The organism is Campylobacter sp. US50a (assembly GCF_004379015.1).
GTDB classification, from domain to species: domain Bacteria; phylum Campylobacterota; class Campylobacteria; order Campylobacterales; family Campylobacteraceae; genus Campylobacter_D; species Campylobacter_D jejuni.
Map to the genome: position 1 here is coordinate 51,789 of NZ_RYYJ01000007.1, position 24,547 is coordinate 76,335.

28 protein-coding genes are annotated in these 24,547 nt (G+C 30.7%); 26 read left to right on the forward strand and 2 right to left on the reverse strand.

Annotation, left to right across the window (positions count from 1 at the left end; all coding sequences use genetic code 11):
* Window positions 1-110: 110 nt before the first annotated feature.
* Window positions 111-806 (reverse strand): aspartate/glutamate racemase family protein, encoded by a 696-nt coding sequence (locus ELQ11_RS05780; protein ID WP_002860924.1) that lies wholly within the window; start codon window positions 804-806, stop codon window positions 111-113.
* A 119-nt stretch (window positions 807-925) separates the two neighbouring features.
* Window positions 926-1,621 (reverse strand): uracil-DNA glycosylase, encoded by a 696-nt coding sequence (gene ung / locus ELQ11_RS05785; protein WP_126224475.1) that lies wholly within the window; start codon window positions 1,619-1,621, stop codon window positions 926-928.
* A 276-nt stretch (window positions 1,622-1,897) separates the two neighbouring features.
* Between ung and aspA the strand changes: the two genes are divergently transcribed.
* From aspA to tolB, 26 genes are all read left to right on the forward strand, one after another.
* A complete protein-coding gene (aspA, locus tag ELQ11_RS05790) occupies window positions 1,898-3,304 on the forward strand; it encodes an aspartate ammonia-lyase (RefSeq protein WP_002854440.1) in 1,407 nt (468 codons plus the stop codon).
* Between the two features lie 16 nt (window positions 3,305-3,320).
* Window positions 3,321-4,658: an anaerobic C4-dicarboxylate transporter gene (locus ELQ11_RS05795; RefSeq protein ID WP_002860926.1), complete on the forward strand. Its 1,338-nt coding sequence runs from the start codon at window positions 3,321-3,323 to the stop codon at window positions 4,656-4,658.
* 104 nt (window positions 4,659-4,762) lie between these two features.
* Window positions 4,763-6,124, forward strand: coding sequence for a COG3014 family protein (locus tag ELQ11_RS05800; protein ID WP_002871093.1), 1,362 nt, complete (start codon window positions 4,763-4,765; stop codon window positions 6,122-6,124).
* Between the two features lie 9 nt (window positions 6,125-6,133).
* Window positions 6,134-6,502, forward strand: coding sequence for a YcfL family protein (locus ELQ11_RS05805; protein ID WP_002871094.1), 369 nt, complete (start codon window positions 6,134-6,136; stop codon window positions 6,500-6,502).
* Between the two features lie 23 nt (window positions 6,503-6,525).
* Window positions 6,526-7,149, forward strand: coding sequence for a penicillin-binding protein activator LpoB (lpoB, locus tag ELQ11_RS05810; RefSeq protein WP_002851945.1), 624 nt, complete (start codon window positions 6,526-6,528; stop codon window positions 7,147-7,149).
* A gap of 81 nt (window positions 7,150-7,230) precedes the next feature.
* Complete coding sequence (locus ELQ11_RS05815) at window positions 7,231-8,568, forward strand: DUF6844 domain-containing protein (protein ID WP_002871095.1); 1,338 nt, start codon at window positions 7,231-7,233, stop codon at window positions 8,566-8,568.
* A gap of 9 nt (window positions 8,569-8,577) precedes the next feature.
* On the forward strand, window positions 8,578-9,780 hold the full coding sequence (locus ELQ11_RS05820; protein ID WP_052949427.1) for a CsgG/HfaB family protein: 1,203 nt from the start codon (window positions 8,578-8,580) through the stop codon (window positions 9,778-9,780).
* A gap of 158 nt (window positions 9,781-9,938) precedes the next feature.
* Window positions 9,939-10,247: a 50S ribosomal protein L21 gene (gene rplU, locus ELQ11_RS05825; protein ID WP_002778820.1), complete on the forward strand. Its 309-nt coding sequence runs from the start codon at window positions 9,939-9,941 to the stop codon at window positions 10,245-10,247.
* 10 nt (window positions 10,248-10,257) lie between these two features.
* Window positions 10,258-10,512, forward strand: coding sequence for a 50S ribosomal protein L27 (gene rpmA / locus ELQ11_RS05830; protein ID WP_002800974.1), 255 nt, complete (start codon window positions 10,258-10,260; stop codon window positions 10,510-10,512).
* 107 nt (window positions 10,513-10,619) lie between these two features.
* Window positions 10,620-11,657 (forward strand): GTPase ObgE, encoded by a 1,038-nt coding sequence (gene obgE / locus ELQ11_RS05835; RefSeq protein WP_002860931.1) that lies wholly within the window; start codon window positions 10,620-10,622, stop codon window positions 11,655-11,657.
* Between the two features lie 122 nt (window positions 11,658-11,779).
* Window positions 11,780-12,535 (forward strand): glutamate 5-kinase, encoded by a 756-nt coding sequence (gene proB / locus ELQ11_RS05840; protein ID WP_126236768.1) that lies wholly within the window; start codon window positions 11,780-11,782, stop codon window positions 12,533-12,535.
* Between the two features lie 73 nt (window positions 12,536-12,608).
* Window positions 12,609-13,526 (forward strand): methionyl-tRNA formyltransferase, encoded by a 918-nt coding sequence (gene fmt, locus ELQ11_RS05845; RefSeq protein ID WP_002860933.1) that lies wholly within the window; start codon window positions 12,609-12,611, stop codon window positions 13,524-13,526.
* Window positions 13,489-14,142, forward strand: coding sequence for a biotin--[acetyl-CoA-carboxylase] ligase (locus ELQ11_RS05850; RefSeq protein ID WP_002860934.1), 654 nt, complete (start codon window positions 13,489-13,491; stop codon window positions 14,140-14,142). Before fmt ends, ELQ11_RS05850 begins: the two co-directional genes overlap by 38 nt.
* A complete protein-coding gene (locus ELQ11_RS05855) occupies window positions 14,139-14,924 on the forward strand; it encodes an AAA family ATPase (RefSeq protein ID WP_002851697.1) in 786 nt (261 codons plus the stop codon). The genes ELQ11_RS05850 and ELQ11_RS05855 overlap by 4 nt, the downstream gene beginning before the upstream one ends.
* Window positions 14,925-14,929: 5 nt before the next feature.
* Window positions 14,930-15,766, forward strand: a complete 837-nt coding sequence (locus ELQ11_RS05860) for a ParB/RepB/Spo0J family partition protein (protein WP_002871098.1) — start codon at window positions 14,930-14,932, stop codon at window positions 15,764-15,766.
* 60 nt (window positions 15,767-15,826) lie between these two features.
* Window positions 15,827-16,252 carry a FoF1 ATP synthase subunit B' gene (locus ELQ11_RS05865; RefSeq protein ID WP_002871099.1) on the forward strand — a complete coding sequence of 142 codons (426 nt, stop codon included), beginning with the start codon at window positions 15,827-15,829 and terminating at the stop codon, window positions 16,250-16,252.
* 10 nt (window positions 16,253-16,262) lie between these two features.
* Complete coding sequence (locus ELQ11_RS05870; RefSeq protein ID WP_002860937.1) at window positions 16,263-16,775, forward strand: F0F1 ATP synthase subunit B; 513 nt, start codon at window positions 16,263-16,265, stop codon at window positions 16,773-16,775.
* A gap of 2 nt (window positions 16,776-16,777) precedes the next feature.
* Window positions 16,778-17,299: a F0F1 ATP synthase subunit delta gene (locus tag ELQ11_RS05875; protein WP_002871100.1), complete on the forward strand. Its 522-nt coding sequence runs from the start codon at window positions 16,778-16,780 to the stop codon at window positions 17,297-17,299.
* 13 nt (window positions 17,300-17,312) lie between these two features.
* A complete protein-coding gene (atpA, locus tag ELQ11_RS05880; RefSeq protein WP_002860939.1) occupies window positions 17,313-18,818 on the forward strand; it encodes a F0F1 ATP synthase subunit alpha in 1,506 nt (501 codons plus the stop codon).
* A gap of 8 nt (window positions 18,819-18,826) precedes the next feature.
* Window positions 18,827-19,711 carry an ATP synthase F1 subunit gamma gene (gene atpG, locus ELQ11_RS05885; RefSeq protein ID WP_052949426.1) on the forward strand — a complete coding sequence of 295 codons (885 nt, stop codon included), beginning with the start codon at window positions 18,827-18,829 and terminating at the stop codon, window positions 19,709-19,711.
* 24 nt (window positions 19,712-19,735) lie between these two features.
* Window positions 19,736-21,133 carry a F0F1 ATP synthase subunit beta gene (gene atpD / locus ELQ11_RS05890; protein WP_002860940.1) on the forward strand — a complete coding sequence of 466 codons (1,398 nt, stop codon included), beginning with the start codon at window positions 19,736-19,738 and terminating at the stop codon, window positions 21,131-21,133.
* A 3-nt stretch (window positions 21,134-21,136) separates the two neighbouring features.
* Window positions 21,137-21,526, forward strand: coding sequence for an ATP synthase F1 subunit epsilon (atpC, locus tag ELQ11_RS05895; RefSeq protein ID WP_002871102.1), 390 nt, complete (start codon window positions 21,137-21,139; stop codon window positions 21,524-21,526).
* Window positions 21,526-22,080, forward strand: a complete 555-nt coding sequence (locus ELQ11_RS05900) for a MotA/TolQ/ExbB proton channel family protein (protein WP_072223635.1) — start codon at window positions 21,526-21,528, stop codon at window positions 22,078-22,080. Before atpC ends, ELQ11_RS05900 begins: the two co-directional genes overlap by 1 nt.
* Before the next feature lie 8 nt (window positions 22,081-22,088).
* Window positions 22,089-22,478, forward strand: coding sequence for an ExbD/TolR family protein (locus ELQ11_RS05905; protein ID WP_002871103.1), 390 nt, complete (start codon window positions 22,089-22,091; stop codon window positions 22,476-22,478).
* Between the two features lie 2 nt (window positions 22,479-22,480).
* On the forward strand, window positions 22,481-23,260 hold the full coding sequence (locus ELQ11_RS05910; protein WP_002876984.1) for a TonB C-terminal domain-containing protein: 780 nt from the start codon (window positions 22,481-22,483) through the stop codon (window positions 23,258-23,260).
* 9 nt (window positions 23,261-23,269) lie between these two features.
* Window positions 23,270-24,478, forward strand: coding sequence for a Tol-Pal system protein TolB (gene tolB / locus ELQ11_RS05915; protein ID WP_002860943.1), 1,209 nt, complete (start codon window positions 23,270-23,272; stop codon window positions 24,476-24,478).
* Window positions 24,479-24,547: the final 69 nt, after the last annotated feature.

A 24,547-nucleotide genomic window follows, 5' to 3' on the forward strand; every position in this document is an offset into this window, starting at 1 on the left:
CAATCAATTAGAAAAAGATAGCAAACTATAAAGCAAGATAAGATTTAAACCGATATAAGTATAAATCTTTTCAAAATATTGCAATTTGCCCATTTTTGGGCATCTTTTAATCATAAATCTTTTAAAGCTTCATTAGCAGCATCAAGGGCGTGAATAAGGCTTGTGTCAAAAATTTTAATATTTGTATCATTTTTGGATATTAATAAACCAATTTCAGTGCAAGCTAAAAGCACTCCCTTTGCCCCTTTTTCTTGTAGTTTTTTTATAATATTTAAATATTTTTCTTTAGAATCTTGCTTGATTTTACCTTTGCAAAGCTCATTAAAAATAATATCATTAACGATTTTTATATCTTCATCACTAGGAGTAATAACGCTAATATTTTCTTCAATCAGTATTTTTTTATAAAAATCCTGAGTCATTGTGTATTTAGTACCCAATAAACCAATTTTTTGTATGTTTTCTTGTTTTAAAGCCTTAGCAGAACTTTTTGCAATATGCAAAATAGGGATATTTATGTTTTGTTGAATTTCATCAAAAACCTTATGCATAGTATTAGTTGCAATTATTATAAAATTAGCCCCTGCAAGTTCTAATTTTTTAGCACATTGAGTCAAAATTTGTGCAGCTTCTTGCCATTTATCTTGGCTTTGTAAATTTTCTATTTCTTCAAAATTAACACTGTAAAGTAAAATTTTTGCAGAATTTAAAGATTTTAATTTATCATTTATAGCTTGATTTATTGTTTTATAATAAGTAATAGTGCTTTCAAAACTCATTCCGCCTATAATACCAATGGTTTTCATTTTTCTCCTTAAAAATTAATTTTTGAGTTGTTTTATTATAATATATTTCATAGAAATACGATTTATTTTTAAATAAATAAATATATTTTAATATTTTTATTAAAATTTAAAATAATTTTTTAAACTATTTTCCAATCTACAGGAATTTTACCAACTTTTTTTAAAAATTTATTAGCCTTTGAAAAATGCTTACAACCTAAAAATCCTGTTCTAGCTAAAGGGCTTGGGTGAGCTGCTTTTAAAATCAAATGCTTAGTATTATCAATCAAAATCTCCTTGCTTTTTGCGTAATTTCCCCAAAGCATAAAAACAAGCCCTGATTTTTCATTGCTTAATTTATGTATTATAGCATCACTAAATTCTTGCCAACCCCACGAACTATGACTAGCTGCTTTATTTGCTTCAACGCTAAGAATAGAATTTAAGAGCAAAACTCCTTGTTTTGCCCAAGAGCTTAAATCTCCGCTTTTTTCTGGAGTGATGTTTAAATCATTTTGCAATTCTTTAAAAATATTATTAAGACTTGGTGGGATTTTTACATTTTTTGGAACCGAAAAACTAAGCCCCATTGCTTGGTTTGGTTGATGATAGGGATCTTGTCCTAGGATAATAATTTTAATTTCTTTTAAGGGACATAAATTAAAAGCATTAAAGATTAAATTTGCAGGCGGATAAATAATTATATTTTGATCAATCGCATTTAGGTATTGTTTTTTGATTTCTAGAAAATATTTTTTTTGAAATTCGTCTCTTAAAAATTCTTTCCAGTCATCATTTATTTTAATCTTATCTATGTTTATTGTAATTTCTTCCATGTTATCCCTAATTATTTAAATTATTAAAAATTTTATTCTAGCAAAAAAAAGCTTGCAAAAATATATTAATTTTTTTTGAAGTAAATAAAATTTTTTATATTAATAAAAATTAAATATAAAGACATAATTTAGGATATAAAAATACTTAATTTATTATATTTTGAAAGTATTTTAATTATTAACCAATTATTAACTAAAAATGCAATATCATTATTTTATGATTTAAATCAAAAATTTTTGATTTTAAATTAAAATACTTTTTATGAAAGGTTCAAAATGGGAACAAGAAAAGAACATGATTTTATTGGGGAATTGGAAATCTCTGATGAGGTTTATTATGGAGTGCAAACTTTTAGAGCTGTTGAAAATTTTGATATTTCTCATGATAGATTAAAAGATTTTCCTCGCTTTGTTAGAGCTTTGGCTAGAGTAAAAAAAGCTGCAGCTATGGCAAATCATGAATTAGGTCTTTTGGATAAAAATATCCAAGATGCGATTATTAAAGCATGCGATAAAATTTTAGAAGGCGGGTATTATGATCAATTTGTAGTAGATATGATCCAAGGAGGTGCTGGAACAAGTACAAATATGAATGCTAATGAAGTTATAGCAAACATAGGACTTGAACTTATGGGTCATAAAAAAGGTGAATACCAATATCTTCATCCAAATGATCATGTTAATTTAAGCCAAAGTACTAACGATGCTTATCCTACAGCTTTACACCTTGCTTTGCATGATTATTTAAGTGATTTGGCAAAAGCTATGGAACATCTAAAAAAAGCTTATGAGAGAAAAGCTGAAGAATTTAAAGATGTTCTTAAAATGGGTAGAACCCAACTGCAAGATGCTGTACCTATGACTTTAGGTCGTGAATTTAAAACTTTTGCCGTAATGATAGGTGAAGATATACAAAGAGTATTAGAAGCTAGAAAATTGATTTTAGAGATCAATTTGGGCGGAACTGCTATTGGAACGGGAATTAATTCTCATCCTGATTATCCGAAGGTTGTAGAAAGAAAAATAAGAGAAGTGACAGGTTTTGAATATACTGTGGCTGAGGATTTGATCGAGGCGACTCAAGATACGGGAGCTTATGTACAAATTTCAGGTGTTTTAAAACGTGTTGCAACAAAACTTTCTAAAGTATGTAATGACTTAAGACTTTTAAGTAGTGGTCCAAAATGTGGCCTTAATGAGATTAATCTTCCAAAAATGCAACCAGGTAGTTCTATCATGCCAGGTAAGGTAAATCCTGTTATTCCTGAAGTAGTTAATCAAGTTTGTTATTTTGTTATTGGAGCAGATGTAACTGTAACTTTTGCTTGTGAGGGTGGACAATTACAACTTAATGTTTTTGAACCAGTTGCAGCATATAGCTTATTTAATTCTATTGTAATGCTAGAAAAAGCAATGTATACTTTAGCTGATAAATGTATAGATGGTATTACTGCAAATGAAAAAATTTGTTCAGACTTTGTCTATAATTCAGTAGGTATAGTAACAGCTTTAAATCCTTATATTGGTTATGAAAATTCAGCTTCTATAGCTAAAGAGGCAATGAACACTGGAAAAAGAGTGGCTGATATTGCGCTTGAAAGAGGGCTTTTAAGTAAAGAACAAATTGATGAAATTTTAACACCATCAAATATGCTAAATCCTCACATGGAAGCTAAAAAATAGCATTTTAGGATTTAATATGGATATAATGATAATTTTGCAAGTAATCGTCCTTCTTGGGGCAATTTTTATCGGTATTCGCCTAGGCGGTATTGCTATAGGTTATGCTGGAGGATTAGGTGTAGTTATACTAGGACTTGTTTTAGGTATGAAACCTGGTAATATTCCTTGGGATGTTATTTTAATTATTGCTGCAGCTATTGCAGCAATTTCTGCTATGCAACAAGCAGGTGGACTTGATTATATGGTAAGGGTGACAGAAAAAATTTTAAGATCAAGCCCTAAATTTATAAATTATTTAGCTCCGGCTTGTGGATGGTTGCTTACAATCTTAGCAGGAACAGGAAATGCAGTATTTTCTTTAATGCCTGTTGTAGTTGATGTTGCAAAATCTCAAAACATAAAACCTAGTGCTCCACTTTCATTAATGGTTGTTTCTTCGCAAATTGGAATCACTGCTTCTCCTGTGAGTGCAGCTGTGGTTTATATGAGCGGAGTTTTAGAGCCACTTGGATGGAATTATCCAACTTTAATTGGAATTTGGATCAGTACAACTTTTATAGCTTGTATGCTTACAGCTTTTATAGTGAGTTTAATCACTCCTATGGATTTAAGCAAAGATAGCGTTTATCAAGAACGCTTAAAAGCAGGACTTGTTAAAGATGCAGGAGCTATTTTACATGGTGAAGATAAACCAGGTGCTAAACTTTCAGTAGGAATTTTCTTGATCACTGTTTTGGCAGTTGTACTTTATGCAACCGCAATTTCGAGCAATATTAAATGGATTGATCCTGTTGTGGTTCCAAGAGATGCAGCTATTATGAGCTTTTTACTTACTGCAGCAACTTTGATCACTTGGCTTTGCAAAGTTGAACCAGGTAAAATTCTTGATACCAGTGTATTTAAAAGTGGTATGACTGCTTGTGTTTGCGTTTTTGGTGTAGCATGGCTTGGAAATACTTTTGTTGCAGGACACGAAGCTTCTATTAAAGAAGTAGCAGGCGACTGGGTTAAACAAACCCCTGCTATGTTAGCAGTTGCATTTTTCTTTGCAAGTATGCTTTTATATTCTCAAGCAGCAACCGCAAAGGCCATTGTACCTGTAATTATCACCGCTTTAGGAATTTCGGCAGCAAATCCGCATGATTCTTATATGCTTGTAGCTTGTTTTGCAGCAGTTTCAGCGCTTTTTGTGCTTCCAACTTATCCAACCTTACTTGGCGCTGTGCAAATGGATGATACAGGAACGACTAGAATTGGTAAATTTATATTTAATCACTCTTTCTTTATACCAGGAGTTTTAGCTATTGCAATTGCTGTAGCATTAAGCTTTGTATTAGCTCCTATGCTTATTTAAATCAAACCCTAGGTTTTTCTCCTAGGGTTAAATTTTTTCATTAGTTTTTAAGTACATACTACGCTATAATATTCATTTTTAATTTTATTTAAGAAAAGAATTTAATGAAGATAAAAGTTGGGTTGATTTTTTCAGGTATTGTTTGCCTTTTTTTAACAGCTTGTGTTAATCAGGTTAAACAAAATACAACATTTGAAAATGCTTTAACACAAAAATATTGTGGTGATGATTTTTTCAATCAAAATTTAGAAAAAATTAAAAAAAATGATGATGTCATTTATACAGGATTAAATGCAGGTTTGATTGCTAGAAATTGTGGTGATTTTAACAAAAGTAATGTATTTTTTGATGCTGCGGAAGAATCTTATAAATATGATGTGGATTTAGAAAATGTAGGCTCTAAAGCAGCTAAATTTGTTGGTACAACCTTGCTTAATGATAATATAGTAGATTATGATGGTTCTTTATATGAAAGAATTATGGTTAATATATATAAAGCTCTAAACTATATGGAAGAAGATGATTATGAAAATGCAAGAGTTGAGTTTAATCGTGCTTTAATGCGTCAAGATAAGGCAAAAGAATATTTTGCTAAAGAAATTGAAAAAAATCGTGCTGATTTAGATAAGGCAAAAGAAGATAAAAATTATGATAAAAATATGAATGAAAACTCAAAAGTTATAGAAGAGCAATATGGCAACTTATTTAAAGAATTTGATACAACAAAAAATTTCATAAATCCTTATGCGACTTATCTTGCTTCAATATTTTTCTTTATGGATAAAGATTATAGAAAAGCTGCAGATTTATTTAGAGAAGTAGCTATTATTTATCCAAAAAACAAAACTATCAAAAAAGAGGCTAAAATTTTTAAAGAATATGCCACAAAAATAAAAGTCAAAAAAGCTAAAAAATATGTTTTTGTAGTTTATGAAAATGGATTTGGTGTAGTTAAGGATGAATTTGCTTTAACCTTACCTTTTATAGTGGATAAAAAAATTATTAGCACAAATATTGCTTTACAAACCTTGAAAAAAAGGGAAGCTTCTTTTGCAAATTTAAATATAAATGGTCAAAATACAAATGATTTTGTAAATTTAGACAATATTGTCGCTACTGAATTTAAAATAAATATGCCTGCAATGATTGCTAAAGCCTTAGCTCAAACTATAATTAAAACCACTTTAAATGTAGCTGTTGCAAATAATGACTCTACAGGTGGATGGCTAAGTCTTGCAACAGCAGTAGCAACTGCTGCAACCAATAAAGCTGATGTGCGTTCTTGGAGAGGTTTACCAAAAAGTATTGCCATAGCAACAATAGAAAACGACGGAAATTTAGAAATCAAAGATCCACAAGGCAATATTTTGTTTCAAAAATCATTGGACAAAAATAAAAATGCTCTTGTGATAGTGCGTTCTTTCGCTCCGTATTTACCTGCAAGTGTTGCTATCATGGAAAAATAAGGCTAAAAGATGAAAAAAATTATTTTATTTATTTTAATGTTTTTACTTAGTGCTTGTGCACCAAGTTATCAAATAAATTCAAATCAAAATACTGTAATTTTAGGTTCAAATTTACCAAAAAGTTTAGTAAAACAATTTCAAAAGCGTATAAATAGCAATGGTTATTTAGAATTTGAAGTGATTTTACGCAGTACTTTTGTTAAAGATGTAATTTATAAAGTAGATTGGTTAGATAAAGATGGTTTTGTGCTAAGAGATGTTTTAAATGAGGACTATCAAGCCCTTAGAATTCCAGCAGGACAAGAGGTGATTCTTCGTAAACTTGCATCTGATATAAGAGCGAAGGATTTTAGATTAGAAATTAAAGCAAAAAATTAATCTCATTTTAGGAAGGATAAATCATGAAAAAAACAAAAATTTTAGGAACAGCTCTGATTGGAGCTTTGCTTTTTAGTGGTTGTGCGCAAACAGCTTATACAGATGGAAAGGCAAGTCAAGTGAAAAAAGGCGATGCTTTAACCTTGGGTCTTGATAGACAAGATTTTGAAAGTGCAGCTGAAACTATGATAAATAGTATGTTAAGCGATCCTGCTTTTGCAAATATTAAACCAGGTACAAGAAAGGTTATTGCTATTGGTAGGGTTGTAAATGATACCCCACAAAGAATCGATACTGAAAAACTCACCGCAAAAATCACTTCTGCATTAAGAAAATCAGGTAAATTTGTTCTAACTTCAGCAGTTGCTGCAGGCGGAGCACTTGATAGCATGAGTGAAGATGTAAGAGAATTAAGAGATAATGATGAGTTTAATCAAAAAACCATAGCAAAAAAGGGTACATTGGTATCGCCTGATTTTTCTCTTGCGGGTAAAATTAGACAAGATAATGTAAAACTTAGCAATGGTAAAACTCAAGTAGAATACTTTTTCTTACTAAGACTTACTGATTTAACATCAGGTTTAGTTTATTGGGAAGATGAACAAACTATTGATAAAACCGGTTCTAGTAAATCAGTTACTTGGTAAAATAAAAATTAATTTATGAATAAAATTTTTAGCTCAAGTGTTTAGCTTGGGCTTTTTTTATCATTTTTAAAAGGATACGAAATGAAAAAAATATTATTTATCGGCTCTTTAGTTATGGCAAGTTTACTTTATGCACAAGGTTCCCAGCCTGTAGAAATTACACAACAAGATATAAATACTCAAAATGAAATGTCTGACGCAAGTACTAAGGATATTACCCCAAAATCAATTGAAGATTTTTTTGAAGAATTTGCCGATAATTTCGGTATAGAATATGGTATAACCAAAGATGGAAAAACTTTTTATACGGGAAAAAGTACTGTTGCTGTAAATGATACTGATCCACAATTTGCACAAGCTTTACAAAATGCTTATCAAAAAGCAATGTTAAATTTGCAAAGCGAATTTATAAGAGATGCTTTTGGAAGAATTGCTACAAGCAGGATTCAAAATTATGAAGCAGACAATTCTACTAATGCTAAGGAATTTGATGAATTGCCAAAAGGTGATAAGGTTGATCAAATTTTAAATAAACTTACACAATTAGCTGGTGCTCAGCTTGATAAGGCATTAAAAGATTTAGGTATAGATGCAAATTCTTTAAGCGAAGACAGAAAAAAGACTTTATTAAAGCAAGAATTTCTTAACAAAACTATGACAAATGCCATAGGTTCTATGAGTGGACTTGTTCCTGTGCAAACTATAGTTACACAAAGAAGAGGTGAGTATGATGTAGGTGTTATTGCTGTTATTTCCAATAAAACTCGCCAATTAGCAAAAGATATGGCACTAGCAAGACAGAGTGCTATTAAGGGTAAAGGCAAGGCAATAAGTGAGTATCTGCCAAAAGATACAAAAGGCTTTTTAAATGAATATGGAATTCGCTTAGTTTATGATGAAAATGGTGCGCCTATTATTTTAAGTTATGGAAACTGGGGTTATGTAGCAGATCCTAGCAATGCTAAAAAAACAAATATTTTAGAAGATAGAGCCAAAGAAACAGCACTTGCTATGGCTGATGCTGCTATTATAGAGTTTATTAATACAAATTTAAGTCTTAAAGATGAAAGAACAACTGGTGATACTTACGAGGAAATCATCAAACAAAGTATTAATGTTAATGATAGTTCCACTCAAGAACAAACTCAAAACATAACAAATATTATTGATAAAGTAAATAGTAAAATAAAAGCAAGCGCAAGCGGTAAAATTCGTGGTATTCGTACTCTTAAAAAATGGAGCTATACAAGTGAAAATGGTATTGAACATGTAGGAGCTGTGAGATTTTATTCTTATGAAAATTTAGCCAACACAAATGAGGCTTTAAATTCAAAGTCAAATGCAACAAAAAATGAAGCTAAAAAATCTTCTAGCATACAAAGAAGTTCTAATGTTGTAAATAGCATGGATGATTTTTAAAGGTAAAAGATGAAAATAACTAAAATTCTTTTTTTAGGCTTATTTTTAAGCCTAAGTCTTAATGCTAAAGTTATAACCACAACTTCAACAAAATCAAGCACAGGCGAAGGCACAGGTTTAACTAGGGAAGATGCGATAAACAATGCCATTATAGAAGCTATAGGAAAAATGAGCGGAGTAAGCATCAATTCTCTTAAGAAATCTAACACTAGCGTTTCAACTGGTAATTCAGGTTCAAACATACAAGATAATTACAGCGAGCAAATTTCAAAAGCCACCAAAGGTAGAGCCGATACTTATGAAATCAATAGTGTTGAACAAGATGCAAATGGTAAATATACAGCCAATGTAACGATTTTTAAAACCACAACAACAAAAAAGTATCAAGTTCCAGGTTTAAGTGCAGATAATAGAAGAAGTATTACTGTTTTTGATTCTACTCCAGATGCTGCAAAAAGAGGCATAGGCTCAGCTTTGCAACAAAAAATCATTTCTGATTTATTGCAAAGTCGTAAATTTAATGTTTTAGACCGTGATTCTAGTGGTTATTATGAAATGGAAAAAGCTTTAATCAAAAGTGGCGACGCAGCTAGCGATGAAGTTTATAAACTTAAAAATGTGTTAGCAACAGATTATATTTTATTGTTTTCTATTTCAGGACTTGAAGGTAAACAAAAAACAAGCAATTTAACAGGAAAAAGCAAAACTGAAATTGAAGTTATCGTAGATTATCGTGTGCTTTTATTTGCTACAAGACAAATTAAATTTTCTAATACTTTAAGTATGAAAGTCAATCTTAAAGACAATAGTCTTAGTGCCAATGAAACCGCACTCAAACAAATTGCAAATCGTATTGCAGGAGATATTTTAAATGCAATTTATCCTTTGAAAGTTGCAAGCGTTGAAAACAATGAAGTAGTATTTTCTCAAAGCTTAAATCAAGGTGATATTTATGAATGTTTTGCTCTTGGGAAGGTTATAAAAGATGCTTATACAAAAGAAAATACAGGAAGAGTAGAAAGCAAAACAGGAAGTATTGAAATCACTCGCACAAGCCCTAAACTTTCTTATGCAAAAATCACAGAAGGTAGTGTAAAAGTAGGCGATATTTGTAGACCTTTAATTGGTAGCAATAGTGGAAATGGTTATACTATAGGTCGTGATGCAAATTATGAAACCCAAGAAGGTGGCGGAGTAAATCTAGGCTTTTAAATTTTTAGAGTTTGATTTTTCTCAAACTCTAAATCCTTTCTTAAATTCATCAAAAATTAAAGAAAAATTGTGTAAAATTGAAATTTTATTAAACCACTAAAGCTTTTAAATCCGTTATTGCGGTGCTTTATGGTACTACCAATTTATAAGGAAAAGCAATGTATGCTATTATCAAACACAGCGGAAAGCAATACAAAGTAAGTGTTGGCGATGAGCTAAAACTAGATCACTTTGAAGCTGAAAGCAAAGCAAGTATTGAAGTAAGCGAAGTTCTTGCTATCAATGATAAAGAATTAAAGGTAGGTGCGCCTTTCGTAGCAGGTGCAAAAGTTGTTTTAGAAGTGATCAATCACGGAAAAGATAAAAAAGTTGTGATTTACAAAAAAAGACGCAGAAAAGATTCTAAACTCAAACGCGGTTTTAGAAGACAATTTACTCGCGTTGTAGTAAAAGATATCAAAGCTTAAGGAGTAAAGAATGGCACACAAGAAAGGTCAAGGTTCAACTCAGAATAACCGCGATTCTATAGGTCGTCGTTTAGGTGTTAAAAAATTTGGTGGCGAGTTTGTTAGAGCTGGAAATATCATCATCCGCCAAAGAGGAACTGCAACTCATGCAGGTAACAATGTAGGTATGGGAAAAGATCATACTATCTTTGCTCTAATTGATGGTTTTGTAAAATTCGAAAGAAAAGATAAAGATAGAAAAAAAGTTTCTGTATATCCTGCATAAGTTTTCAGGACGCTTTTTTAGCGTCTTGAAAACTTTAAATTTATAAATTTAACTTCTTTTATTTACTCAAATTTAGCTTTATAAATTTAAAGTCAAAGGCAATTTAAATGTTTATTGATAGTGTTAAAATTACTTTAGCTTCAGGCGATGGCGGTAAAGGTGCTGTAAGTTTTCGCCGTGAAAAACATGTTCCACTTGGTGGCCCTGATGGAGGAGATGGTGGAAATGGTGGCGATATTATTTTCGTATGTGATAATAATACCCACACTCTTGTAAATTTCAAAGGCAAAAGAGAATTACGCGCACAAAATGGTGCTGGTGGAATGGGACGCAATAAAAATGGCAAAAAGGGTGAAAATTTAGAACTTATAGTGCCCGAAGGAACGCAAGTTATCGATGCACAAACTAATGAAATTTTACTCGATCTTACCAAAGAAGGACAAAAAGAGCTTTTTTTAAAAGGTGGAAAAGGCGGACTTGGCAACACTCATTTTAAACACGCCACTAATCAACGCCCCGATTACGCACAACCTGGTATAAAAGGAGAAAGTCGCTTAGTTAGACTTGAACTTAAACTTATTGCCGATGTAGGGCTTGTGGGCTTTCCAAATGTGGGAAAATCTACTCTTATAAGCGTTGTTTCAAATGCAAAACCTGAAATTGCAAATTATGAATTTACCACCCTTACTCCAAAACTTGGACTCGTAGATGTAGATGAGTATAATTCCTTTGTTATGGCTGATATTCCAGGGATTATCGAAGGAGCAAGTGGGGGTAAAGGCTTAGGACTTGCTTTTTTAAAGCACATAGAAAGAACGAGCTTTTTACTTTTCGTGCTTGATCCTATGAGAGAAATGCCTTTAAAAGAACAATTTATAGTACTAAGAAAAGAACTTGAAAAATTTTCCAATGAACTTTTTGGGCGTAAATTTGGCATCATGATTTCAAAAAGTGATAGTGTTAATTTAGGAGAAGAATTTGCCGAGCAAATTGCTTTAAACATTAATGAGTTAGAAAATTATCTCAAAGAAATAAATAATCCGCAAAGCTTTTTAATCAAAGTCTCAAGCCTTGAAAAAACAGGACTTAAAGAACTTAAATTCATGCTTTTAGAAGAAATTAAAACTTTAAGAAATAACAAATAAAAATTTTAACAATCTAGGAAGTGTTTTATATTAAAAATTTCAAACACTCCCTATTTTTTCAAAAAATAACTAGTTTATATGAAATTTTGGCTAAAATTATAAAAATTTTTCAAGGAATAAGCATGAAAAGAATAGTTGTTAAAGTGGGTTCTCATGTGATTAGCGAAGAAAACACTTTAAGTTTTGAGCGTCTTAAAAATTTAGTCGCATTTTTAGCTAAACTCATGGAAAAATATGAAGTGATTTTAGTAACTTCAGCGGCTATTTCAGCAGGACACACCAAACTAGATATCGATAGAAAAAACCTCATTAATAAACAAGTTTTAGCCGCTATTGGACAACCTTTTTTAATCAATGTTTATAACGAGCTTTTAGCCAAATTTAATAAACTAGGTGGACAAATTTTACTTACAGGTAAGGATTTTGACTCTAGAAAAGCTACCAAACACGCAAAAAATGCTATCGATATGATGATAAATTTAGGAATTTTGCCTATTATCAATGAAAATGACGCTACAGCTATAGAAGAAATTGTCTTTGGTGATAATGATAGCTTAAGTGCTTATGCTACGCATTTTTTTGATGCGGATTTGCTTGTGATTTTAAGCGATATTGATGGATTTTATGATAAAAATCCTAGTGAATTTAGTGATGCAAAGCGTTTAGAAAAAATCACTCATATTAAAGAAGAATGGCTACAAGCAACCATAAAAACAGGCAGTGAACACGGAACAGGCGGTATAGTAACCAAACTTAAAGCAGCTAAATTTTTACTTGAACACAATAAAAAAATGTTTTTAGCAAGTGGATTTGATTTAAGTGCGGCAAAGACATTTTTATTAGAAGATAAACAAATAGGTGGAACTTTGTTTGAGTGATTAATTTATTAAATTCTCTTTTAAAATCAAATAAGTTATAATTAAAACTTTTAATTTCACACAAAGCGAAAAAATGAAAAAAATTATTTTTATGGGTACTCCATCTTACGCAACTTGTATTTTAAAAGCACTAGTAGAAAATGAAAATTTTAAACTCGTAGCACTTTTTACCCAGCCTGATAAAGCTGTAGGTAGAAAGCAAATTTTAACTCCAAGTGATACTAAGGCTTTTTTAAGTCAAAATTATCCTAGTATTCCTATTTTTACTCCAAGTTCTTTAAAAGATGAAAATATTATAAGAGAGATTAAGGATTTAAATCCTGATTTTATCGTGGTTGCTGCCTATGGAAAAATTTTACCTAAAGCCATTTTAGATTTAGCACCTTGTGTGAATTTGCACGCTTCTTTACTTCCAAAATACCGTGGTGCCAGTCCGATCCAAAGTGCAATTTTAAACAAAGATGAAAAAAGTGGAGTTTGCACCATGCTGATGGAAGAAGGGCTTGACACAGGTGCTATACTTGAAAGCTTAGAATGTGATATAAAAGATAAAAATTCAAGTGAAGTTTTTGAACTTTTAGCAAATTTGGCCGCTAAGCTCATCCTCTCTACTCTTTTAAATTTCGATAAAATCACCCCTAAAAAACAAGAGGAAAGTCTAGCAACACTTTGTAGAAAAATCAAAAAAGAAGATGGACTTATAAATTTGCAAAATGCAAGAGAACTTTATCAAAAATATCTAGCTTTTACTCCTTGGCCTGGAGTTTTTTTGGAAAATGGACTTAAATTCTTAGAACTTGAACTTGTGGATGAATTAAAACAAAATGCTAGGATGGGTGAAATTTTAGAATTAGAAAAAGAAAGTTTTTTGCTTGCTTGCAAACAAGGAGTTTTGCGTATTAAAAAACTTCAAGAAAGTGGAAAAAAAGTTCTTGATGGTAGGACTTATTTAAATGGAAAAAGGCTTAAAAGTGAAGATAGTTTGTGTTGAAAGTATAGACTCAACTCATCTTTTTTTATGCGAGCAAATACGCAATGGAAAGATTGATGGAAATTTTGCTATTTATGCTTTAGAACAAACAAATGGAGTTGGAAGCAGGGAAAATTCTTGGCAAAGCTCTAAAGGAAATTTACATCTTTCTTTTTGTATTAAAGAAGAAGATTTACCAAAAGATTTACCTTTGGCCTCTGTGAGCATTTATTTTGCTTATTTACTTAAAGAAGTTTTACAAGAAAAAGGTTCTAAAATTTGGCTTAAATGGCCTAACGATCTATATTTAGATGATAAAAAAGCTGGAGGGGTTATAAGTGCTAAAATTTCAAATTTTATCATAGGCGGTATGGGTTTAAATCTGAAATTTTCACCTCAAAATACAGCTTTATGCGATATAGAAATTTCGCTTAAAGATTTAGTGAGTGAGTTTTTGCAAAAAGTAGAAAAAAAATTTTTATGGAAGAATATTTTTAGCAAGTATATGTTAGAATTCGAAAAATCAAGAAAATTTAGCGTCCATCATGAAGGTAAAGTTTTTTCACTTGAAAATTCTTTTTTGTATGAAGATGGTTCAATTTTACTAGGTGATAAAAGGGTGTATAGTTTAAGATGAGCGAAATTATTACAATAGCAAACCAAAAAGGTGGAGTAGGAAAGACTACAACAGCAGTAAATTTAGCCGCTTCTTTAGCTGTGGCTGAGAAAAAAGTACTTTTGATTGATGTTGATCCGCAAGCTAATGCGACTACAGGACTTGGTTTTAATCGTAATAATTATGAGTATAATATTTACCATGTTTTTATAGGAAGAAAAAAGCTTTCAGATATTATTTTAAAAACAGAATTGCCACAACTTCATTTAGCTCCTTCAAATATAGGTCTTGTAGGTATAGAACAAGAGCTTGCTAAAGGTGAAAATAATGAGAAAAAAATGCTGCTTAAAAATCAAATTCAAGAAGTGATTGATGAGTATGATTTTATTATTATTGATTCTCCACCTGCTCTTGGAAGTATTACTATAAATGCTTTTGCAGCAAGCGATAGTGTAATTATCCCTATACAGTGTGAATTTTATGCGCTTGAGGGTGTAGCTATGGTTTTAAATACAATTAAAATTATCAAAAAAACTATTAATTCTAAACTCAGGGTTCGTGGATTTTTACCGACAATGTATAGCTCTCAAAATAATCTTTCTAAAGATGTTGTAGATGATTTGAAACAAAATTTTAAAAAACAACTTTTTACTATTAATGGAAACGAAGATGACTTTATTGTGATCCCTCGCAATGTAAAACTTGCAGAAAGTCCAAGTTTTGGAAAGCCTATAATTCTTTATGATATTAAATCGCCAGGTTCTGTTGCTTATCAAAATTTGGCGTATTCTATATTAGGATAATTATAATGGGGTTAAATAAAGATAGGGGTTTAAGCAGTTTAATCAGTGATATGGATACTGTTTATAGTAAAGAATTGGGTTTTGATAAAAATCAAAGCACTATGATAGAAATTGATCAAATTTCACCCAATCCATTTCAGCCAAGAAAGAAATTTGATCAAGAAGCTTTAGATGAGCTTGCTAATTCTATCAAAGAATTTGGACTTATTCAGCCTATTATTGTATTTAAAAAAAATAGTAAATTTATTTTAATTGCTGGAGAACGTCGCTTAAGAGCAGTGAAAGCATTAGGAAAAAAAGAAATTCTAGCTTTTATTGCTGATATTGATGAGAATAAGCTTAGAGAATTGGCTCTTATTGAAAATATACAAAGAGAGAATTTAAACCCTATTGAGCTTGCTAATTCTTATAAGGATTTAATGCAAGTTCATAAAATTACACAAGAGAATTTAGCAGAACTTATTCATAAGTCTCGTACTCAAATAACAAATACTTTAAGACTTCTGAATTTAGATATTAGAACTCAAGAGTTGATTGCTTCTGGAAAAATTTCTCAGGGTCATGCTAAAGTTTTGGTTGGTTTAGATCAAAAAGATGAAAAAATGTTGGTTGATAGTATAATAGGTCAAAAACTTAATGTTAGAGATACCGAAAAAATAGTTAAAAAAATAAAAAATAATGAAAGCTTACCTAATCAAGAATTTGAAGATGAAATAAAGAAATTAAAACACATACTAAATCGCTTTGGATTTGACTGCAAAAATAAAAATAATGATTTTGTAATTCATTTAGAAAATATTGATAAAATTAAAAAATTAATCAAAATGCTTGAAAAGTTTTAACCAAAATCTTAGTTTTTTTATGGTAGAATAGTCCTTCAAAAATTCTAACCAAGGAGAATTATGTTTGAAGATATGCATCCTTCCATAATGCTTGCTACTATGGCTATTTTTTTAGCTATGATAGTTATTTTAAATAGTATGCTGTATAAGCCACTTTTAAAATTTATGGATGAAAGAAATGATTCTATAGAAAATGACGAGAATAAAGTAAAAGAAAATTCTCAAGAAGTTTTAGATGTGAATAATGAATTAGAAGCTATTCATATTAACACTAGAGAAGAAATTCAAAAAATTAAACAAAGTGCTATAGCTACTGCTAAAGAAGAAGCGGAGCAAATTCTTAGAAGCAAGAAAGAAGAATTAGAAAGAAAAATGGCCAGCTTTTATGCAGATTTAGCTATTCAAAAACAAGAATTACAAGAACATTTAAACATACATTTACCTGAGCTTAAGCAAGCTTTGCAAAATAACATAAAGAGAATTTAAGAGGAGAGAAATGAGTAAGTTATTCTTTATTATATTTTTGCTACCTTTGTATGCTTTTGGTGCATCAAATGTTAGTGGAGAATATGATATTATTCCAAGGACTATTAATTTTCTAATTTTTGTGGCTATATTGTATTATTTTGTTGCAACTCCATTTAAAAATTTTTACAAAAACCGTATTGTAAAAATTTCTTCTAAGCTTGATGAAATTCAAAAAAAACTTTTAGAAAGTAAAGCTAAGAAATTAGATACGATGAAAAAACTTGAAGAAGCTAAAGCAAATGCTGCTGCTGCTTTAGTTACAGCAAGAAAAGAAGCTGAAATCTTAGTTCAAAATATTAAGAAAGAAACTCAAGATGAGTTGGATTTGCTTCAAAAACATTTCGAGGAACAGAAAGATTATGAATTTAGAAAAATGGAAAAAGAATTAGTATCAAATACTTTAAATGAAATTTTTTCTGATCCAAATATGACATTAAAACAGAGTGAAATAATAGAACTTATGATGAAGAAGGTATCTTAAATATGGAAAATATAATTGCAAGAAGATATGCAAAAGCGATAGCTTCAAGAGCTGATATAAATGATTTTTATCAGAATTTGTGTATTTTAAATTCTGCTTTTGTTTTGCCAAAATTTAAAAATATTATAGAATCTAATGAGATTAAAAAAGAAAGAAAAATGGAATTTCTTGATTCTTTTTTTGATATTAAAAATTCTAGTTTTCAAAATTTTTTAAGACTTTTGATTGAAAATTCAAGATTAGAATGCATTCCTCAAATAGTTAAAGAACTTGAAAGACAAAAAGCTTTTAAAGAAAATATTTTTGTTGGTATTGTATATTCTAAAGAAAAATTAAATCAAGAAAATCTTAAAGATCTTGAAGTAAAACTTAATAAAAAATTTAATGCAAATATTAAATTAAATAATAAAATCAGTCAAGATGATAGCATTAAAATAGAATTGGAAGAATTAGGTTATGAACTTTCTTTTTCTATGAAAGCTCTTCAAAATAAGCTAAATGAATATATATTGAAAATTATCTAAGGAGAAAAAGTAAATGAAATTTAAAGCTGATGAGATCAGTTCAATAATCAAAGAAAGAATTGAAAATTTTGATTTAAATCTTGAAATTGAAGAAACAGGAAAGATTATTTCTGTAGCTGATGGTGTTGCTAAGGTATATGGACTTAAGAATATTATGGCTGGAGAAATGGTAGAATTTGAAAATGGTGATAAAGGAATGGCCTTAAACCTTGAAGAGTCGAGTGTAGGTATTGTTATACTTGGAAAAGGAGAAGGTTTAAAAGAAGGTGCTTCTGTAAAAAGACTTAAGAAATTACTTAAAGTTCCAGTAGGTGAGGCTTTGATCGGTCGTGTTGTAAATGCTTTAGGTGAACCAATTGATGCTAAAGGTGTAATCAATGCTAATGAATATCGTTTTGTTGAAGAAAAAGCAAAAGGTATTATGGCGAGAAAAAGTGTTCATGAGCCTTTGCATACAGGAATTAAAGCTATTGATGCGCTTGTGCCAATTGGTCGTGGTCAAAGAGAGCTTATCATAGGTGATAGACAAACAGGTAAAACTACTGTTGCTGTTGATACTATTATATCTCAAAGAGGTCAAGGGGTTATCTGTATATATGTTGCAATTGGTCAAAAGCAAAGTACAGTAGCACAAGTGGTTAAAAGACTAGAAGAACATGGTGCTATGGGATATACTATTGTTGTAAATGCTGGTGCTTCAGATCCTGCAGCTTTACAGTACTTAGCTCCATATACTGGTGTAACCATGGGCGAATTTTTTAGAGACAATGCAAAACATGCTTTAATTGTTTATGATGATTTGAGTAAGCACGCTGTAGCTTATCGCGAAATGTCTTTGATTTTGCGTCGTCCCCCAGGTCGTGAAGCTTATCCAGGCGATGTTTTTTATCTTCATTCAAGATTGCTTGAAAGAGCAAGCAAGCTAAATGATGAATTAGGTGCTGGTTCTTTGACGGCATTGCCGATAATTGAAACACAAGCAGGAGATGTTTCTGCTTATATTCCAACTAATGTTATTTCAATTACAGATGGACAAATTTTCTTAGAAACTGATTTATTTAACTCAGGAATTCGTCCTGCAATCAACGTTGGTTTATCGGTATCTCGTGTAGGTGGGGCTGCTCAAATTAAAGCTACAAAACAAGTTTCAGGTACATTAAGACTTGACCTTGCTCAATATAGAGAGCTCCAAGCTTTTGCACAATTTGCTAGTGATTTAGATGAGGCAAGTAGAAAACAACTTGAACGTGGACAAAGAATGGTTGAACTCTTAAAACAACCACCTTATTCTCCGCTTAGCGTTGAAAAACAAGTAGTTTTAATTTTTGCAGGAACCAAAGGTTTCTTAGATGATATTGCTGTTTCTAGAATTAAAGAATTTGAAGATGGAATTTATCCTTTTATTGAGGCAAAACATCCAGATATTTTTGAGCAAATTCGCTCTAAAAAAGCTTTAGATTCTGACTTGGAAGAAAAACTAGCTAAAGCAATTAATGAGTTTAAAGCAAATCATTTATAAGGTCTTTTATGTCTAATTTAAAAGAAATTAAAAGAAAAATTAAAAGTGTTCATAACACTCAAAAGACTACAAATGCTATGAAGCTAGTTTCTACTGCTAAGTTAAAAAAAGCAGAAGAAGCAGCTAAAAGATCAAAAATTTATGCACAAAAAATCGATGAAATTTTGAGTGAAATTTCATTTCAGATCAATAAAATTGTTCACAATGAAGATGATGTGCGTTTATCTTTGTTCCATAAAAAAGAACAAATTAAAACCGTAGATTTAATATTTATCACTGCAGATAAAGGTTTATGTGGTGGTTTTAATATTAAGACTTTAAAAACAGTAAGTGAAATGCTAAAAGAATATGAAGCAAAAAATATTAATATTCGTCTTAGAGCTATAGGTAAAACTGGGATTGAATATTTTAATTTTCAAAAAATAGAATTGTTAGAGAAATATTTCCATCTTAGTTCTAGTCCTGATTATGAGAAAGCATGTGAAGTAATTCATGCTGCTGTAGATGATTTTTTAAATGGAAATACAGATGAAGTGATTTTAGTTCATAATGGTTATAAAAATATGATTACCCAAGAACTTAAAATTAATCATCTTATTCCAGTTGAACCAAAGAGTATTAAACAGACTCATAATTCTCTTTTAGAGCTTGAACCGGAAGGAACTGAGCTTTTAGAAGATTTAATGAAAACATATTTTGAGTATAATATGTATTATGCGTTAATCGATTCTTTGGCGGCAGAGCATAGCGCAAGAATGCAAGCTATGGATAATGCAACTAATAACGCAAAGGCAAGAGTGAAACAACTAAATTTAGCTTATAACAAAGCAAGACAAGAATCTATTACTACTGAGCTTATAGAAATTATCAGTGGTGTTGAATCAATGAAATAGTAAATTTTAAGGAGAAGATAAATAATGCAAGGATTTATTTCACAGGTATTAGGTCCGGTTGTTGATGTAGATTTTAACGACTATTTACCTCAAATTAATGAAGCAATTGTTGTAAATTTTGAAAGTGAAGGAAAAAAGCATAAACTTGTTTTAGAAGTAGCAGCTCATTTAGGAGATAATAGAGTTAGAACTATTGCTATGGATATGACAGATGGTTTGGTAAGGGGCTTAAAAGCTGAGGCTTTAGGTGCTCCTATTAGTGTTCCTGTTGGTGAGAAAGTTTTAGGAAGAATTTTCAATGTTACTGGAGATTTGATTGATGAAGGTGAAGAAATTCCTTTTGATAAAAAATGGGCAATTCATAGAGATCCGCCAGCTTTTGAAGATCAAAGCACAAAAAGTGAGATTTTTGAAACAGGAATTAAAGTTGTAGATTTACTTGCTCCTTATGCAAAAGGTGGTAAAGTAGGTCTTTTTGGCGGTGCAGGTGTTGGTAAGACTGTTATTATTATGGAGCTTATTCACAATGTTGCATTTAAGCATAGCGGCTATTCTGTATTTGCAGGTGTGGGTGAGAGAACTCGTGAAGGAAATGACCTTTATAATGAAATGAAAGAAAGTAATGTTTTAGACAAAGTTGCTCTATGTTATGGACAAATGAATGAACCACCAGGGGCAAGAAATCGTATTGCTTTAACAGGTTTAACAATGGCTGAGTATTTTAGAGATGAAATGGGTCTTGATGTGCTTATGTTTATTGATAATATCTTTAGATTTTCACAATCAGGTTCTGAAATGTCAGCACTTTTAGGAAGAATTCCATCAGCTGTGGGTTATCAACCAACCTTAGCAAGTGAAATGGGTAAATTCCAAGAAAGAATTACTTCAACTAAAAAAGGCTCAATTACTTCAGTTCAAGCTGTTTACGTTCCAGCTGATGACTTAACCGATCCAGCTCCAGCAACTGTTTTTGCTCACTTAGATGCTACAACAGTTTTAAATAGAGCTATTGCTGAAAAGGGTATTTATCCTGCAGTTGACCCGCTTGATTCAACTTCAAGAATGCTTGATCCAAATATCATTGGAGAAGAACATTATAAAGTTGCTCGTGGTGTTCAATCAGTACTTCAAAAATACAAAGATTTACAAGATATCATTGCCATTTTAGGTATGGATGAGCTTAGCGAAGAGGATAAACTTGTAGTTGAAAGAGCAAGAAAGATTGAAAAATTCTTATCACAACCATTTTTCGTTGCAGAAGTTTTCACGGGTAGCCCAGGAAAATATATAAGTCTTGAAGATACAATAGCAGGATTTAAAGGAATTTTAGAAGGTAAATATGATCATTTACCAGAAAATGCTTTCTATATGGTTGGAAATATAGATGAAGCTATTGCAAAAGCAGATAAATTAAAAGGTTAATTTATGAATGATTTGATTAATTTCGAGATAGTTACGCCTTTGGGTGTAATCTATCAAGGAGAAGTAAAATCTGTTACTTTACCAGGTAGCGAAGGAGAATTTGGCGTGCTTAAAGGACATGCTGCTTTGGTTTCTTCTTTAAAATCTGGAGTAATTGATATTGAAAAAGCTGATTTAAATCATGAATTAATTGCTATTGATGCTGGACATGCAAAGGTAGATGAAGATAAGATTTGCGTGCTAGCAAAGGGTGCGATTTGGATTTGTGGAAGTGATGAAAGTGAGATTGAAAAAAATCTTGCTCAAGCAAAAGATTTGATTAAATCTATGAGTTCTGATAATGTAGCCTTAGCAGCAACTTTTTCAAAATTTGATAATGCAAGGATGCATTAATGAATTTTGAAGCTATATTTCATTTTTTCAATAGTTCAAGTATTATTACTTATATAGTTTTATTATGGCTTTCTTTATATTTTATTTTAGCGTTTAGTATTTTGTTTGCTAGATTGACTTATTTGGCTACATGGAGAGATAAAGAAAAAGAAAGTTTAGAAACTTTGCTCTTGGGTGAGAAGGATTTAAGTCGTACTGATTCGATTTTAAGAAAATGCAATGATACAACTTCAAATCATTTAGAAATTTATAAAAATTTAGCAAGTCGTCGCGCTTCTGCTGGACTTACTTGGCTTAGTATTATTGCTTCAACTTCACCTTTTATAGGTCTTTTTGGGACAGTTATTTCTATACTTGAAACTTTTGGTGGGCTTGGAACTCAAAATTCTTTAAGTATCATAGCTCCTAAAATCAGCGAGGCTTTAGTTGCTACAGGTTGTGGTATTTTAGTAGCAATTCCTGCTTATACATTTCATCTCATCATTAAAAGAAAAGCTTTTGAACTTTTAAGCATTATTGATAGCGAGATTAAAGTTATAAGTTCGAGTAAATAAGGTTAAAAATGCCATTTGATGATGAAAAACCTGAACTTAATATCACACCTTTAGTAGATATTATGCTTGTATTGCTTGCGATTTTAATGGTAACAGCTCCAAGCATTACTTATGAAGAAAAAATTAATCTTCCACAAGGTAGTCAAAAAAATACTAGTGCTCCAACTGTTAAGAGTTTAATTATTAGTGTTAATGCAAAAAAAGAAATTTTTTTAAATCAAGAAAAATACGATTTTATAAGTTTTGCTGACAATCTTGCTCAAAGAAAAGCACAATTTAATACCGAAGATCCGGTTTTTATACGCGCTGATAAAAGCTTAAAATATGACGATGTTATTTCAGTCTTAAGAAGTGTAAAAAATTTAGGATTTAATAAAGTTGCTTTACAGACTGAATAATCATGAAAAATTATGGTTTGAGTAATTTAAATTCGTTTTTACTTGCTTTAGCAATATATATTAGTATAGTAATTCTTGTTTTTTTTAGACTTGTAAGCGAGGTTGAACCTGCTATACAATATACTGATATAAAAGATAGTTTTGTAGATATTGAACTTGCCGAACCATCAAAACAAGTTATTACTCAAAGCAACACTCCTAAAGAAATACAAAAACCAACAGAGCAAATTGATATAGAAAAGCTTTTTGCTCAGACTACAAATAAAACAGTTAAAACCGAAGATATTGACCAAAAGGCAAGTAATTTTAATGAGCTTTTTGGAAATATCAAAGAAATACAAGAAGAAAAGACTACAAAAATTCAATCAAGTGCTAAATCAGGAGCTTCTAGTGCCCCAAAACCTCAAGCTTCCGAACTTGTAAAGCAACTTAATGATAGTTTACTTCAAGAAGAAAGTTCAACGCAAGGCGAAAGCACAAAGGCGCAAAAGATTGGAATTTATGATGAATTTTTAGGGAAAGTTGTGCGTATTATCACTCAAAGATGGACTCAGTATTATCCAAATAGTGAAAAAATTTCTGTTAAGGTAAAAATTTTTATTGATGAAAATGGAAAATTTGGCTATACTTCAGTTGAAAAAAGTGGGAATCCTTTATATGATGCTAAAGTGGCTGAATTTTTAGAAAGTCAAAAAGGTAAATTTATTACTTATCCTCCGCAAAATAAAAATATAAGCATTACCATGAATTTAAGAGATGAAGCAAAAGTTAAAAATGATTAGGAGAAAAAAATGAAAAAAATTGTAGCAATTTTTTTAGTCTTTTTAGGAAGTCTTTGGGCAGAAGATCCAGTGATTGATGTTGTTAATTCTGGTGTAGTTTTACCAAAGATTATTGTTAAAGATAATTCAAATTTAAGTGATGAGAATTTAAAGAAAAGCTTTTATAATATCATTGTGAACGATTTGAAAGTAAGTTCAAACTTTGAAGTTGTTGCTAATGCAACTGAGACAAGTAATTATACTTTTGAATACGCTTTAAATAAAAATGGTAACACTTTGAGTTTAAATGTAAAAATAAAAGCTGGCGGTTCTGATAAGTCAGAGCAAACTTATACTTTAAATGGTTTAGAGCAATATCCATTTTTGGCACATAAAAGCGTCAAAGCTTCTGTAAATGCGTTAGGACTTGCACCTGTTGATTGGATGGATCATAAAATTTTGATCGCGAGAAATTCTAGCTCTAAGAAAAGTCAAATTATTATGGCTGATTATACTTTAACTTATCAAAAAGTTATTGTTGATGGTGGGCTTAATTTATTTCCAAAATGGGGAAATAAAGAACAAACTCTATTTTATTATACAGCTTATGATCATGATAAGCCAACTTTATACCGTTATGATTTAAATACCAATAAAGCTAGTAAAATTTTATCAAGCGGCGGTATGGTTGTAGCAAGTGATGTGAGTGTAGATGGAAGTAAACTACTTGTTACCATGGCTCCAAAAGATCAGCCTGATGTTTATTTATATGACTTAAATACCAAAAATCTAACACAATTAACTAATTATTCTGGTATTGATGTTAATGGAAATTTTATTGGCTCAGATGATAGTAAAGTGGTATTTGTAAGCGATCGTTTAGGATATCCTAATATTTTTATGCAAGATTTAAATAGCAATAGTGCTGAACAAGTTGTTTTTCATGGTAGAAACAATTCGGCTGTTTCGACTTATAAAGATTTTTTGGTTTACTCAAGTCGTGAACCAAATCAAGCAGGTGTTTTTAATATTTATTTGATGTCAATTAATAGTGATTATATTCGTCAACTTACAGCAAATGGAAAAAATTTATTTCCAAGATTTTCTAGTGACGGTGGAAGTATAGTATTTATTAAATATTTAGGTGCGCAAAGTGCTTTAGGTGTTATTCGTGTAAATGCAAATAAGACTTTTTATTTTCCTCTTAGGGTTGGAAAAATTCAATCAATTGATTGGTAAAAATTTCAATTTTAGGTTAAAATTAATTAAAAATTAGATATAATAGTAAGAATTTATTAACTTTGAAAG